We start from the raw sequence: 13,757 nt of genomic DNA, 5'->3' as shown, positions 1-13,757 counted from the left end.
AATAAATTTGTTAGAAAATGACATTTTGAACACCCTACCTATTACTTACTCTTTGCCAGATGAATGTCTATTTCCTGCTTCAGCTCGGTAGGTCAAATTCAGCCACCTGTTTTTGACCAAGAGAGGTAATCGCTAAGACTAAAACACTTAACGTAAGGCCTAAAATCGCATAACTCGGTAGTGAAAAAATAGTTACTTTAAACAAATAAGGCAATTCTCCCCCCTTCCAGTTCCACCGCTTTCCTAGAAACACCAACAGCCCGCCATGAATCACAGCGGTTTGCACCATGAGACAGCCAACGCCCAATAACCAAACCGACATTCTTTGCCTAGAGAAAGCACAATTTTTAATCTGAAAACATAAATCATTCAGCAAAAAAACCACCGCCGGTGCTAACATCACAGAACTGGTGGGCTGAGAATAGTTGATAGCAATACTCAAAGTAGAAATTAGCACCATTTCAGATAAGTCAACCTTTTTTGACCAAGCATTGCGAGATTGTTTTTTGTAAAAATACCAACTCACTAAACCAACTAGCACCAGAATAATAAAGTCAGAAAATAGCTTCGCCACGAAGGGACTATCGGGGAAAAATCTCGGCCCCATAACCCTTAAATCAAGGCGACTCATAGAAATATAAGCATTATTCGATGGATCGTTGAGCCAGAGTGGAAATCCACGAGTCGCATCCTGTATAAATCCTGTTAAGGAATTGCCCGTTACAGCTAGACCTATAACTGCCAAAAAAGTTACCGTGACTATAGATATAAAAACTAGCTGAAACCGTCTTTTGATTAAAAAATAAGGAATAAACAATATAACTAAAGTGGGTTTAAAAAGGGCAATTCCTAATAAAAGTCCTGCAATTTCATCCTGATTATTTCTAGCATAAATAAACATCCACAACAGCAGAACGGCAATAAAAGTTGCCACATTGCCAACTTGAAGATCGAAGACAAAACCGTAGAGGAATGCAACTGATATACTACAAATAGTCCTAAAAGCTCGTGAGTGCGACACCAACAAGATATTCGCTCCCCATAAAACAAAACCTGTGGCAATAAGATGCAGCCAAGTCCAGATGGTGAATGCAGTCTTCATCGGGAAATAGCCCAAAAACCACAGCGGAGGAATGATATTAGGTGGATAAACAAAAGATGGAATAAACCCACACACTTTTGTGATGCGACAGAAACCGATGTTAAAAACCTCGACATTAAAGGGACTCAAATGCTGATGGGCTAATCTACTCGCTACATAAAACCACTTAAAATCCCAGTAAGGCGGATCGGGTCGATTAGTCAGATTGTAAACCAACCAACCGGTATAACAGAGAAATCGGGTGAGAACTAATACAATAACTGCTTGCAAAATAAAGTTAACGATAGGTTGACTAAAAAACTGAGTCAACCTTTCGAGCGAAGGATGTTTTAAAAACAAAGAATCTTGCCATGCTGTTTTTTCGCTATCTAATCGCCAATTAAATTTGAGAAACCCAGCCACTGTAATTATAATTATTACATTCCAGAATCCAAAGCTAATCATAGAAAATAATTTTAATAAATGTACTATTTGATGATATCACAACCAGAAATTATCTCATGTCCGATCGATCAACCATAATATCCCGGTCGGGGCGGGTTTTTGAGATGGTCAATTATTAACAGGTATTGTTGGTGAACCCGCCCCTACAAAAATCGCGGTTGCTCGACCGGACATGATATTATCAACTAAAAATCAGCCTTTGAACCTAGAATCTAGACGTTTATTCCTGGTTTCAACCTAACTCTCTTTTCTCTCTTTTCTCTGCGTCCTCTGCGCCCTCTGCGGTAAAAAAAAAATCTTATTCACAAACAAAATAGCATTGCCATCCAAAAGCCCGATCGCACTTTTGCGCCTTGTAACCCTGTTCACCCCCAAACATTTGCGTTACCCTAGTTGACTACAGCTTGTACCGCACTCCCCAACTAAATTCATGCTTCCCCGCATCAAAGAATTAGCCGCCACCCTAGCACCCCGCTTAATCGAAATTCGCCGCCACATCCACTCCCACCCCGAACTTAGTGGCCAAGAATATCAAACCGCCGCCTACGTAGCCGGAGTTCTCGCATCCAGCGGAGTTCACGCCATCGAAGGAATCGGCAAAACAGGAGTGCTCGGCGAACTCAAAGGCAACAGCAGCGAGTCCCGGTGGCTGGCAATTCGCACCGATATGGACGCTTTGCCGATTCAAGAACGCACTAACTTAGAATTTGCCTCCCGCAACGAGGGAGTCATGCACGCCTGCGGCCACGACATCCACACCACCGTCGGTTTGGGCGCAGCAATGATATTGTCTCAGCTAGGGGAAAAATTGCCCGGCCACGTCCGCTTCTTGTTTCAGCCGGCGGAAGAGATTGCCCAAGGTGCTCAATGGATGATTAAAGATGGGGCGATGCAAGATGTTGACGGCATCCTCGGAGTGCACGTTTTCCCGACGATTCCGGGCGGTTGCATCGGTATCCGTCACGGGGCACTGACGGCGGCGGCAGATGACCTAGAATTGATTGTGATGGGCGAATCCGGCCACGGTGCGCGTCCCCACGAGGCGATCGACGCAATTTGGATTGCTTCTCAGATAATTACCACTTTGCAGCAGGCAATTAGCCGCACGCAAAATCCTTTGAGGCCGCTGGTTTTGACGATCGGGCAAATTAACGGCGGACGAGCGCCGAACGTAATTGCCGATCGAGTAAAATTGCTGGGAACCGTGCGATCGCTGCATCCAGAAACCCACGAAAAACTGCCAGCTTGGATCGAACAAATTGTTTCTAGCGTTTGCGCGACTTACGGCGCTAAGTACGAACTCACCTACAAGCGCGGCGTGCCCGGAGTCCAAAACGACCCAAAACTCACACAATTGGTCGAAAGTGCGGCTTTAGAAGCTTTAGGTCGATCGCGCGTCCAAATTTTACCAGAACCATCCCTCGGCGCGGAAGATTTTTCAATGTACTTAGAACACGCACCGGGAACCATGTTTCGCTTAGGAGTGGGACTGACTGACAAACCCAACTATCCCCTCCATCACCCGCAATTTGAGGTCGATGAAGCAGCGATCGTCACCGGCGCTGTCACCTTAGCCTATGCCGCCTACCAATATTGGAAACAGAAATAAGAAATAAGACGGCGAATAGAATTCGCGCCTACACAAACGATGTCCGCCTCTGCGGACTGGATAAGATAACATAATTTCAACTACCGTATTTTCTTCAACCCGCGGAGGCGGGTTTTGCCTGTATAGACGCGGTTTCAACCGCCGGGTCTTCTGTAGGGTGTGTCGCGATCGACAATCCCTCAACTAATATCGACAATCTAATAGATCCGCACCTTACCCAGTATTTACTGTAGCTGTAGCGATAGAAAGTTTTAGGAAAAAAACCAGGTATCATTGTCTGAGGTCTTGAATGTGGTGTCTCAGGTTTTGATAACATAGTAGGAATTAGGGTATCATATAAAATATGAGTAGCGATCGCAAACATAGAATTCCTGACGTTAAAAATGGAAACTCTGCTCTTAACCCTAGTTATTATATTACAAATCGTGCTGATTTTTCTGATTTTACAGCGCGAATACCGCCTATTGCCAGAAGGTTTAGTTGTTCAATATCAACCTCAATCTTTACCAGAGAAAACAGAGCGGGATCAGGTCGGTTCAGAAAATTTGTGGGACAATCCGCCGCCAGCCTCAGAAGAATTGAAATTAACTGTTGCTGAATTTAAGAGTAAATATGACAGGAGTGAGTCGTGGGATGGAGATTTTGTACTTTAAAAAGTTTTCCCAATTTCCAAAGAGAGGGTTTTGACTGTGGAGATGAGGAAATAAATAATTATCTAAAAAATCTGGTGGAAACTGCTGATGAAGCTGGTTTTTCTAGGACTTTTTTGATGATTTCTGAATCTGGGGAGGCAAAAGTTTATGGATTTTATACTCTTAGTGCCTCGATCATTCCTGTTAAAGAGTTACCGGATGAATACAGCAAATCCTCCCTTTTCCCGTTCCCGCCCTACTGATTGGACAATTTGCAATTGATAAGGTTTTGCAAGGGCAAGGAATAAGTCGCAAACTTTTGGCTGATGCCTATCGCCGAATTTGTTTGCTATTTGAACAAGAAATTATTGGATTTCAAGCGCTGAGGGTTGATACGAGAAATGATGCGGCCAAGGAATTTTGGTTAAAGCAGGGTTTTGTGCCTTTTAAAAAGAATAAGCGTTCTCTGTTTTTGCCAGTCAAGACTATTCTTAGAGAGCTAGAAATTTAGTTTTGTTTCAAGGGGCGATGCCTGCGGCTGGCTACTCGCTCTTTTTCAGAAAGTGGAAGGTGAGGGGCGATCGCGTGATTTAATGATACTTGTATGCGATTCAATTAATTGATGAGTGGAATTAAGCGCCAAATCACCCTTGACAGCCGGCACATTGCTAAACACTTGCCAGACACGCCACAAATGAAAAGATTACTTAATAAAGGACGTGCTGCTCATATTTTTAACGATGAACCTACGATGAATCAGGTAGCTCAAGCCATAATAGAAGATGGAGACTTTACAGGTACGATTCGGGGCTACGATCGTTATGGTATGTTTTTTATTGAATCAATTGGTTATAGAGTTGACCCGGATGGTAGCCGTCTTTTACTTTATTACGGAGAGATAAAAGTTGATGATGAAAACAGATACCACGTTACGCCTCGAAGCAGACCTAGTAAAGAATAACTGGGAATTTACAGAGGTATGGATCGATCCAAATCTTTCACCGCCTTATCTGCTTTTGTTACTAAGTGATGCTGAGGGAAATTGTCGGATTTACGATCCGGCTGAGGGTTATAAAATTGTGTTTTCTAGTAAGAGTTATGATGAGGCACAGTATTGGCTTTTAGAAGATGAGTATGAGCCCATAGAAGGGCGACTGAGAATGTCAGAGTTAGTTTGAATAGTTGATGTTGAAAGGGCGATCGCTCTTTTGCAGAAAGTTAAGGAAAATTATTTTGTTTTTACTTTTTATTTGCAAGCTTCCTTATTTTCAGGAAGCTGGCAGCGCAAACGTTCTAAACTCCCTTGAAGTTCTCTAACTTGCTTCTGTAAAGCTTCTATCTGAACATCCTTTTCCTGCAAGCGCCTATCTAGCTGTTGAAAAGCCTCCCTTGTACTCCCTCCTAATACAGGATTTGTGCTAATGTTGGAATCGTTCGCAGAGGGCATATTACCTGTAGACTGAGTGGCTGGAAAGTTGACTGATGGAGAAGGGACAGAAGACGGCGCGCGATCGACAACATTAGGTGTATTTCTATTCGTTGACTCAGGATTGTTTGGGGATGTGCTGTTTTGTCTTTTGGAACCAATGTTTCCTCTACCTCCCCACTCAATGCCAACTCCTATTCTCGTATCTCCACCCCGCACGCTAAGAGTTGTGCGTAACCCGATATCCTGCTTTCCTTCATCATCCAAATTATAACCAGTGCGGAATGACAGAGAAGTTACCGGCAAATTAGTCTCGCCGATAGGTATGGCGTAGTTACCAAAAGCACTAAAGCTAACTCTTTCATTTGCTACAAACCCTGCTCCCAGTCCTAAATTCAGACTGCTATTGGCAGAGTCTAACGGTTGAGAATATCCCACAGAAGCTAAGACGATTACAGGATCTCTGATTAAACTAGCTTGCCCTTGAACTGTCGCTGTCCAAGGGTAAGCAACACCGACCGAAAAACGAGGGTCTAGGTTAGAGCCAGGATTGGGACGGTATTCTACAGACAAACCCGCGCCAATGTCAGTGTTAGTTTGTGTTAGAGTTTCAGTGCGGTTGCTAAAATCTCGTTGTTGCCTGCCAATGAACAAATTAGGGTTAACATTGGCTGAAATACTTAAATTACGACTGAAACTGTAGCTTCCTGAAGCAGAAAAGTTAATTGATTGGTTGAATGTCTCAAAATTGAACGGACTCCCTTCTGGATCGAAATCCAATCCTTCTCGTCCGTCTGGTATGTAGCTGGCACCAAAAGTGTAAGTGTAGCCTCCTGTTTCTTCTTGTGGGAGTCGCAAGGGGTCAATGGGAATTTGAGCCAGTGCAGGCTGACAGATTAACAAAGCGATCGGCAGAAGAGGAACTTGCTTCATCAGAACTTCCTTCTTAGTGAGTTTAGTCTTACAACACGGAATTCTGCCCAACGTAGCGTTTCGCTTTGCTGTTCTTTTGCAATCGAAATCAAGTTTTCAGGTGGAAGCGGTACAAGGGTTACACCGCTAAAACCTTGTTCATTTACTAAAGCACCAAGAGGTTGAATGCGCCGTCCCCATGAGGGGTCTGCTAAAATTACCCAATCCCCTACCATGCCGACTGCTAAAACATAGTGCATTTGAGGTTTGGTGACGTGCAAAACAACAGGCAGTCCACCTTTACGAAAGTAGTCTGCTAAGGATCTTAAGGTTAGTCGCATCCCCCTAGCTTGAATGCCTTTAGCAGCTAAAGCCTGTCTTAATGCTAAAGCGGTGACTCCTTTTTCTTCTGGGCTTTTACCGCTTCCTGCCATTGCTTTTTCTGACAGTTCTAAAATCTCAGATTCCGCATTCGGTTCACCGTAGTAGTGAGTAAGTAGAGTTGCTACAGCGGCAGGGCCACAAGTGTAATAGCTGGTCTGACCTATCACTCCTTCATAGCGGAGAGTGCGATAGGGAGTGATCGGGTTAGAAAAGCTGGGATGAACTAAAATAAAAAAGTTAATTATCTGACCTAATACACAGGGGAGAAAAATTTCTTTAAACATCTTTTTAAGATTGACCTCATCTTCTAAAAAAAACTGATGGATTGAAAATTAATTTTCCAACCCATTCAATTTTGAGATAAATTTAAAGCAGGAAAAACATTGCTTGTTTCCAAATAAAATTACCGCCGCAGGAACCATGTTAATCTAGCTTGGTTAGCCAGAGTAACTGCGGCACCAGCTTTAGCGGCGGGAACCGCCGCTCCCCATGCGGCTCCTGAAGCGCCTGCCTTTGCATACTCTTGCCAACCACATCTGGCTCCGGGCAGCGTATGGCAAGACCAAGCTGTTTTGGCAACGTTCGTTGCTGCCCCTACTCCTGCACCTACTAAGATTGGTTTCCAGAGCAGCTCGCCTTCAACTTGTGCTAGTTCGGCATCACTCATGAACTCCCCTTCGGGTAATACGACCTGCTGTTGTTTACCAGGTGTAGTTTGCTGTACCAGTGAATCAGCAAAGGCAGGAGCGATCGTCACATTAGCAAGTACCAGGGCTGCACCTGTTGCGGTCAGTAACTTTTTCATTTTGAAATCTCCTTGGGAACTTCAGATAAAAAGTGTGTGAGACGCCGTAAAAGCATCCTCTACCTTTTATAGTACATAAAGCTTTGAGTTGGTTAATTAAATTTCATATTTTAAGTAGGATAGAGTAGGTATTTGTTAAATATTTTTTGAGGTTAAAAAGTAGGAAACAGTAGGATTTAGTTGCTAAAGTAGGAAACAGTAGGATAAAGTAGGGTAGCAATCGCCAAAACCACAACCCCTTAATCGACCTATGGACGATCAGCAAGTCGCAAAATGGGCTGACGACATTGTGTTCTCCCAAACTGGAAAACACCTCGATCATATACAACAATCTATATTGCGTGGCACTTGGCAACGTCAGAAATACCCAGAAATAGCCGAAAATTGCAAGCGTAGCAGAGAGCACATCAGGAAGGAAGCAGCAAAATTATGGAAGCTTCTTTCACAAACATTAGGTGAAGACATCAATCAATCTAACTTTCGTCCCACAGTGGAAAGATGGCAATTCTCGAATTTCTCAATTACGGGGAATGGCTGCGTGCAGATAGGTAAAGTCTCCACAGATGGTTCCCTATCTTTCACAGTCCCCGAACCAACACAGACAAACGAGGATATATTAAATAAACCGACAGAGAACGCTAAACTTACAGTACGTCAAGATTTAGCTGATGCACCAGAACCCAACCTATTCTATAACCGCACATCCGAACTCACCACCCTCCAAAACTGGATTTTAGGCCGCAACCGCCTCATCACCATCTTAGGCTTATCCGGTATTGGCAAAACCGCCCTTACACTCCAACTAATCTCACAAATTAAACACGAATTCGATTACATTATTTACCGCAGTCTCCGCAACTCTCCACCGCTAGCCTCACTCCAAACCGACTTAATTAAATTCTGTAGGGGCGGTGCCCCCGTGCCCGCCCCCTCCGTGTCCGCCCCCTCTCCCGAAGAAAGGGCAACCACGGGGGGATTGCCCCTACTAGAATATTTACGATCGCACCGCTGTCTCATTATCCTCGATGATATCCAAACCATTTTCAGCAGCCAACAACTCGCAGGAAATTACCAACCTGGATATGAAAATTACCGCGCATTCTTCAAACAACTAACAGAATCATCCCACCACAGTTGCTTAATTCTCCTCAGTTGGGAAAAACCCAGAGAAATAGCCGCCTTAGAAGGCGAAAACCGCCCCTGCAAATCTCTGCAACTCAACGGTTTAGGCCCCGAAGCACAAGAAATCTTTAGAGAAAAAGGTTTAGCAGAACCGGAGAAATGGTCAGAACTAATCGACCTTTATCGAGGCAATCCATCCTGGTTAAATATAGTTGCAACTATGATTCAAGATTTATTCGGCGGCAGCGTTTCCGAGTTTCTCTCCTATGATACCCTATTTTTAGGTGATTTAGAGTCACTATTGGAGCAGCAGTGCGATCGCCTATTTGACTCAGAAAAACAAGTGATATCCTGGTTAGCTAGTGAAGTCGAACCAGTTGAAATATCACAAATTTCAGCCAATCTCGAATTATCCCCATCAGCCTTATTACAAGCTGTGCAATCCTTGGGACGGCGTTTATTAATTGAAAAAGTCAAACAAGGTGAGAAAACGCTTTTCACACTCCAGCCTGTATTGATGGAGTATGTGAAAAACCAGTTCCTAAAGGTTGGATAGTTTCAGGGCTTCTCGTGGGAGGCTAGAAACCGGGTTTATACGAAATTTTGCGTTTAGTAGCGAGAAATCTACGAAGAAACCCGGTTTCACCAGAGCACAACTATTTTGCAAGGTGCGTCGCTGCGAGATTGTCGCTTTTTTTTAGGGATTTATCGCAGGCGACACACCCTACGGCTAGCTCAAGCGTATTGGCCTATCTTCGGCAATTCCCCTATACCAGTCGCCAAATGTGCTAACGTACAATCAAAAATCCCCAAATTTCAACTATCGGGAGATAGATAACTGTGTCCGCTCAAGCACCTCCAACTCCCAATTACAAATGGTTTAGCTGCATATCTAGGACTGTTTTCACCGCATTGTGCCTGTTGCCTCTTTTCAGCGCTGCGGCATACGCCCAAACTCCCCAAAATAGACCCATCAAAATCGGCGTAGTGCAGCGGTTTGGCACGAAAGCAACCGACAAACTGACGCTGAAAGCATTACCGGGCGACAGCTTAACATTGAGTTACAAAACTCCTCAAGGCATAGAAACCAAAACGGCTGCTAGCGTCAAGTTAGAAATAGCCCCGAAACCGCTGGAAGCGCCATTAGTAGAAGAACGAGTTGTTCTGAGCTCCCACCGCAGTTTCGAGAGTGCGGAAGATAGCGCCAATCAGTGGCGCGCCCAGGGAATTGAGGTAGAAATTGCTCAACCTTTTCGCTGGCAAGTTTGGGCGAAAAGAGATATTTACAACTCTCCTTTGGTGCGGCGCTGGCTGTTGCAAAGTTTGCAAGCTCAAGGGAACACAACAGCTTTTTTGGATTCCAAAGTTTTAAAACAAATACCCCAGGCATTTTGGGTTTTAAACGGCTTTCGTTTCAACCGCAATGAGTTGGATGTGACGGCCGGGAAAAATGTGATTGAGGTATTGCAACAAACCACCCAAGAGGCGACAGCTACTGAACCAGAAAAAGCAATTCAAGAAACTCACCGTTATGGTGGCAGTTTGCACCTGCAAAAAAATTCTTACGGCACTTATACTTTGGTGAATAAAGTGCTGACCGAAACTTATTTGCGGGGTGTTGTTCCTCACGAAATTGGGGCTTTTTCGCCTTACGCTGCGATTGTCGCTCAAACTATTTTAGCGAGAACCTACGCCCTGAGAAATTTGCGCCGGTTTGCTGTGGATAATTATGAGTTGTGCGCTGATGTTAACTGTCAAGTTTATAAAGGTTTGACGGAGGTTTACCCGCAAAGTGATAAGGCGATCGCCCAAACGAGCGGTTTGGTGCTAACTTACGAAAATCAGCTAGTAGACGCGCTTTATTCCGCGTCTAGCGGCGGCGTGACAGCCTCTTTTAACGATGTGTGGCAGGGCGCGGAACGTCCATATTTGCGATCGATCGTCGATTCCCCTAATAACGTGTGGGATTTGTCCAAGCAGAGTTTGTCTGACGAAAACAACTTCCGCCGCTTTATCAGTTTGGAAAAAGGGTTTAATGAGGAAAAACAAGACACGTTTCGGTGGCGCGAACCAGCTTCTTTGACGGCGATTGGTGGATTTCTCAAACAGTATCTTCAGAAAAAACAGCACCCGCTGGCTAATTTTAAAACTGTCACTCAGGTGGAAGTGGTAGAAAGGTCGCCCGCAGGTCGAGTTTTGAAAATGAAGGTTCAAACTGACTTGGGCCCGATTGATATCGACAAAGACGAGATTCGCAATGCTTTTTACCCGCCGATTAGCACGCTTTTTTACCTAGAACCAATTTACAATCCCGACAAAACTCTCAACGGTTATGCTTTTGTCGGAGGCGGTTTCGGGCACGGAGTGGGAATGAGTCAGACTGGTTCTTACAATTTGGCTAATTTGGGCTGGAATGGAGCTCAAATTCTCAGCTTTTATTTTCCCGGCGCTCAAGTTGTGCCGCTCAGCGATAACATTACATTTTGGCGCGAATAGTCGATCGGAATCGGCCTAAGAGTCGGCGATTTAAATCATCGCCACTACACAAACAAAGCCCGCCTTTGCGGACTAAATATTAGCCGTTAAACTTTTAGATTTTAGGCTTGCGATTCTAGATTGGTTTCACAGTTAATCTAAAATCGCCCATCTAAAATCTAAAATTATTGGGTCAGCTATCTGCTCAAAGAGCTACGAATTCATAGATGGGAGTGAGAGACTGCTGGCGGCTGTGTTGCAGCGTTAGACACAGAAACCCGGTTTCTTAACATAATTGCGCTATTTCAGCTTAATTTTTGAAACGAGAAACCGGGTTTCTTAGGGTATCACGCAGAGCGTTCTTTCTTAATAGAGCGCTTCTTCTTGGTGAGTTTCGATCGTACAGTCAGACTTGGGATAGGCGACGCAGGTGAGGACAAATCCGCCCTCGATTTGGTCGTCGTCCAAGAAAGATTGATCGGATTGGTCAACTTCGCCTTTGGTGATTTTGCCGGCGCAGGTGGAGCAAGCTCCAGCGCGGCAAGAGTAGGGGAGGTCGAGTCCTGCTTCTTCCGCAGCATCAAGAATGTAAGTATCGTCATCAACGTCAATGGTCTGGTTAATTCCTTCGGCTTCGCTGATGAGGGTAACTTTGTAAGTCGCCATGCACTAATCCTCTCAAAAATTCAACAAAATTGATAATTTTTCCTAATGCAACCTTCAAGGCTCTATTAGCTTTGAGGTTAGCTCTTAGGTTTGTTCCCTCTATGATAGTAGGGGAAAGAAGCAAGGTTGCAACACTTATTTACAAAAAATTTGAATGGGATTAGTTATAACTTTTTCTAATTTCATCTTTATTACTTATACCTATGTTGGGTTCAGCCGTGTGATACTGTGGCCGCAAGACTTGCGCGAAATAATCCGGTTTCTAGGAAAAATCCTGTTTTGAACCCTACAGCACAAAAACCGGGTTGTTGGTATGCGGTGTGTCGATCGAGTTTCAGCAAGACTTGCTGCAAGGCAAGTCCCAGCAGGCGGTGAAATGTATAGTTAGATCGCATCAAGACTTGGGTGTTGAAGGCTCGATCGAATAAATCGCACCACAACCACAGCTTAAAATCGGGGCGATAGAACCCTAAACCCCCGCAGCGCAAGTCTGTAACTATCTAAAATCTTAAATCTCAAATCCCATGACTAATATTGATACTCGCTTTGGTTTTTCGGTTAATTCTCCACTTCGCGTGGGGATTGTGGGTACTGGTTTTGCCGCTAAGTTGAGGGCCGAGACAATTCAAGCTGATGGGCGATCGCACTTGGTAGCGGTTGCGGGCCACACCCCGGAGAAAACCGCAGCATTTTGTCAGGGATTCGGGGCCGAAGCTGCGGTTTCTTGGCGCAAGCTGGTAGAAAGAGACGATTTAGATTTGGTAATTGTCTGTACGGTGAACCGGGATCACGGGGCGATCGTCCTGGCCGCGCTAGAAAATGACAAGCACGTTGTGGTGGAATATCCTCTATCTTTAGACGTATCTGAAGCAGAAAGGGCGATCGAACTTGCAGCCCAAAAGCAAAAACTCCTCCACATCGAACACATCGAACTGTTAGGCGGGTTACACCAAGCAATCAAAGAATCTTTGTCCTTAATCGGTAAAGTTTTTTACGCCCGCTACATTACTATGACTCCTCAACATCCAGCGCCGCAGCGGTGGACTTATCAACACTCCCTCTTTGGCTTTCCCTTAGTTGGTGCAATTTCGCGACTGCACCGATTTACCGATTTGTTCGGGGAAGTGGCAAGCGTTAACTGTCAAGCTCAATTTTGGGACAGTCAGCCGGATTTCTACAAAGCTTGTTTGTGCAATGCACAGTTGCGCTTTGCCAATGGCGTTGTCGCTGAAGCTGTTTATGGAAAAGGAGAGACTTTTTGGCAGTCGGAAAACATTTTTACTATCTACGGTGAAGAAGGAACGCTGGTTTTTACTCCCGAATCCGGTCAATTAATTCAGGGAGAAAATCGGCGCAACATCAAAGTAGGAACGCGGCGCGGCTTGTTTGCCAAAGACACCGATATGGTGTTGGAATATTTGTCAAACGGTACGCCTTTGTACGTAAATAATGCCAGTAGTTTGTACGCTTTGAAGGTGGCAGATGCTGCGAGGCGATCGAGCGAGATTGGGCAAAATATAGCGATTCGTAACTTACCATCGGACATAATAAGTTTGCAGTAAGGAATTCAGTCCTCAGTTGATGCTTTTAGTCAATTAAGATTCTTCGTACTTACTACGAACAACTTTTATTTATGTGCGATACTAATATATCGAGGTTGATTTTTTACTCGCTCGATCCAAGTTTGAATTGCCGGAAATCTGGTTAAATCAAATCCGCCCTCGCCCGCAACGTGAGTGTAAGCAAATAAACCGATGTCAGCAATAGTATAGCGATCGCCAACAAAAAAAGCATGGTTTGCTAAATGCTGTTCCATCACCCCCAAAGCACCATAACCCGGTGCTTGTTTTTGTTTAAGTGCTTCTTGATATTCTTCAGCTTTACCTGTCAAATACCAAAAACGAGAAGTAGCAATAAAAGGTTCGTGGCTGTACTGTTCAAAAAATAACCACTGCATGACTTGAGCGCGTTCAACTTTATCACTGGGGAAAAACTCTGTTCCTTCGCTCAAATAAAACATAATTGCATTAGATTCAAATAGAAAATTATCCGGTTCTATTTCTAAAACAGGAATACGCCCGTTAGGATTTTTAATCAAAAATTGGTAGTAATAAATATGTAGTGAAGTTTAATTACAGTAATTGAATACATAGGATAATTTTATAAATAACACAATCAAA

The 13,757-nt window shown here is 44.2% G+C and carries 12 protein-coding genes; 6 read left to right on the top strand and 6 right to left on the bottom strand.

Translation table 11 applies throughout. The features are described 5' to 3' along the window. Nucleotides 1-79: 79 nt before the first annotated feature. Nucleotides 80-1,546: a glycosyltransferase family 87 protein gene (locus tag QUB11_RS20485; RefSeq protein WP_333205805.1), complete on the bottom strand. Its 1,467-nt coding sequence runs from the start codon at nucleotides 1,544-1,546 to the stop codon at nucleotides 80-82. A 430-nt stretch (nucleotides 1,547-1,976) separates the two neighbouring features. Here QUB11_RS20485 and QUB11_RS20480 point away from each other — a divergent pair, with 430 nt between their 5' ends. From QUB11_RS20480 to QUB11_RS20470, 3 genes are all read left to right on the top strand, one after another. Beyond that, a complete protein-coding gene (locus QUB11_RS20480; RefSeq protein WP_333205804.1) occupies nucleotides 1,977-3,155 on the top strand; it encodes a M20 family metallopeptidase in 1,179 nt (392 codons plus the stop codon). Between the two features lie 383 nt (nucleotides 3,156-3,538). Beyond that, a complete protein-coding gene (locus tag QUB11_RS20475) occupies nucleotides 3,539-3,808 on the top strand; it encodes a hypothetical protein (RefSeq protein WP_333205803.1) in 270 nt (89 codons plus the stop codon). Nucleotides 3,809-4,409: 601 nt separating this feature from the next. Further along, a complete protein-coding gene (locus tag QUB11_RS20470; protein WP_333257368.1) occupies nucleotides 4,410-4,748 on the top strand; it encodes a DUF6972 family protein in 339 nt (112 codons plus the stop codon). A gap of 285 nt (nucleotides 4,749-5,033) precedes the next feature. Here the strand turns inward: QUB11_RS20470 and QUB11_RS20465 are convergent, their stop codons facing one another. From QUB11_RS20465 to QUB11_RS20455, 3 genes are all read right to left on the bottom strand, one after another. Then, on the bottom strand, nucleotides 5,034-6,146 hold the full coding sequence (locus QUB11_RS20465; RefSeq protein WP_333205798.1) for an outer membrane beta-barrel protein: 1,113 nt from the start codon (nucleotides 6,144-6,146) through the stop codon (nucleotides 5,034-5,036). Beyond that, on the bottom strand, nucleotides 6,146-6,793 hold the full coding sequence (locus QUB11_RS20460) for a cysteine peptidase family C39 domain-containing protein (RefSeq protein WP_333205797.1): 648 nt from the start codon (nucleotides 6,791-6,793) through the stop codon (nucleotides 6,146-6,148). The genes QUB11_RS20465 and QUB11_RS20460 overlap by 1 nt, the downstream gene beginning before the upstream one ends. Nucleotides 6,794-6,912: 119 nt before the next feature. Then, complete coding sequence (locus tag QUB11_RS20455) at nucleotides 6,913-7,314, bottom strand: hypothetical protein (protein WP_333205796.1); 402 nt, start codon at nucleotides 7,312-7,314, stop codon at nucleotides 6,913-6,915. A gap of 250 nt (nucleotides 7,315-7,564) precedes the next feature. Here QUB11_RS20455 and QUB11_RS20450 point away from each other — a divergent pair, with 250 nt between their 5' ends. Together QUB11_RS20450 and QUB11_RS20445 are read left to right on the top strand one after the other, a co-directional pair. Continuing rightward, nucleotides 7,565-8,992, top strand: coding sequence for an ATPase (locus tag QUB11_RS20450; protein ID WP_333205795.1), 1,428 nt, complete (start codon nucleotides 7,565-7,567; stop codon nucleotides 8,990-8,992). Between the two features lie 284 nt (nucleotides 8,993-9,276). After that, the gene (locus tag QUB11_RS20445; protein ID WP_333205794.1) at nucleotides 9,277-10,932 is read left to right on the top strand and encodes a SpoIID/LytB domain-containing protein; all 1,656 of its coding nucleotides are present in this window, start codon (nucleotides 9,277-9,279) and stop codon (nucleotides 10,930-10,932) included. Nucleotides 10,933-11,277: 345 nt separating this feature from the next. Here the strand turns inward: QUB11_RS20445 and QUB11_RS20440 are convergent, their stop codons facing one another. Next, on the bottom strand, nucleotides 11,278-11,577 hold the full coding sequence (locus tag QUB11_RS20440; RefSeq protein WP_333205793.1) for a ferredoxin: 300 nt from the start codon (nucleotides 11,575-11,577) through the stop codon (nucleotides 11,278-11,280). A gap of 524 nt (nucleotides 11,578-12,101) precedes the next feature. Here QUB11_RS20440 and QUB11_RS20435 point away from each other — a divergent pair. Then, nucleotides 12,102-13,139, top strand: a complete 1,038-nt coding sequence (locus tag QUB11_RS20435; protein ID WP_333205792.1) for a Gfo/Idh/MocA family oxidoreductase — start codon at nucleotides 12,102-12,104, stop codon at nucleotides 13,137-13,139. A gap of 65 nt (nucleotides 13,140-13,204) precedes the next feature. On the opposite strand, the gene QUB11_RS20430 is transcribed toward QUB11_RS20435, so the two are convergent. Then, a complete protein-coding gene (locus tag QUB11_RS20430; RefSeq protein ID WP_333205791.1) occupies nucleotides 13,205-13,675 on the bottom strand; it encodes a glutathione S-transferase family protein in 471 nt (156 codons plus the stop codon). Between the last annotated feature and the right edge of the window lie 82 nt (nucleotides 13,676-13,757).

It is taken from the genome of Microcoleus sp. B6-A1 (assembly GCF_036705085.1).
In the GTDB taxonomy this organism is placed as follows: Bacteria; Cyanobacteriota; Cyanobacteriia; order Cyanobacteriales; family Microcoleaceae; genus Microcoleus.
The sequence above is the reverse complement of the archived record's forward strand: the minus strand, read 5'-3'. Positions and strand labels throughout refer to the sequence as shown.

Excerpts from the sequence above, each read along its gene's own strand:
- QUB11_RS20485 (WP_333205805.1), bottom strand. The coding sequence starts at position 1,546 with ATGATTAGCTTTGGATTCTGGAATGTAATAATTATAATTACAGTGGCT.
- QUB11_RS20480 (WP_333205804.1), top strand. The coding sequence starts at position 1,977 with ATGCTTCCCCGCATCAAAGAATTAGCCGCCACCCTAGCACCCCGCTTA.
- QUB11_RS20475 (WP_333205803.1), top strand. The coding sequence starts at position 3,539 with ATGGAAACTCTGCTCTTAACCCTAGTTATTATATTACAAATCGTGCTG.
- QUB11_RS20470 (WP_333257368.1), top strand. The coding sequence starts at position 4,410 with ATGAGTGGAATTAAGCGCCAAATCACCCTTGACAGCCGGCACATTGCT.
- QUB11_RS20465 (WP_333205798.1), bottom strand. The coding sequence starts at position 6,146 with ATGAAGCAAGTTCCTCTTCTGCCGATCGCTTTGTTAATCTGTCAGCCT.
- QUB11_RS20460 (WP_333205797.1), bottom strand. The coding sequence starts at position 6,793 with ATGTTTAAAGAAATTTTTCTCCCCTGTGTATTAGGTCAGATAATTAAC.
- QUB11_RS20455 (WP_333205796.1), bottom strand. The coding sequence starts at position 7,314 with ATGAAAAAGTTACTGACCGCAACAGGTGCAGCCCTGGTACTTGCTAAT.
- QUB11_RS20450 (WP_333205795.1), top strand. The coding sequence starts at position 7,565 with ATGGACGATCAGCAAGTCGCAAAATGGGCTGACGACATTGTGTTCTCC.
- QUB11_RS20440 (WP_333205793.1), bottom strand. The coding sequence starts at position 11,577 with ATGGCGACTTACAAAGTTACCCTCATCAGCGAAGCCGAAGGAATTAAC.
- QUB11_RS20435 (WP_333205792.1), top strand. The coding sequence starts at position 12,102 with ATGACTAATATTGATACTCGCTTTGGTTTTTCGGTTAATTCTCCACTT.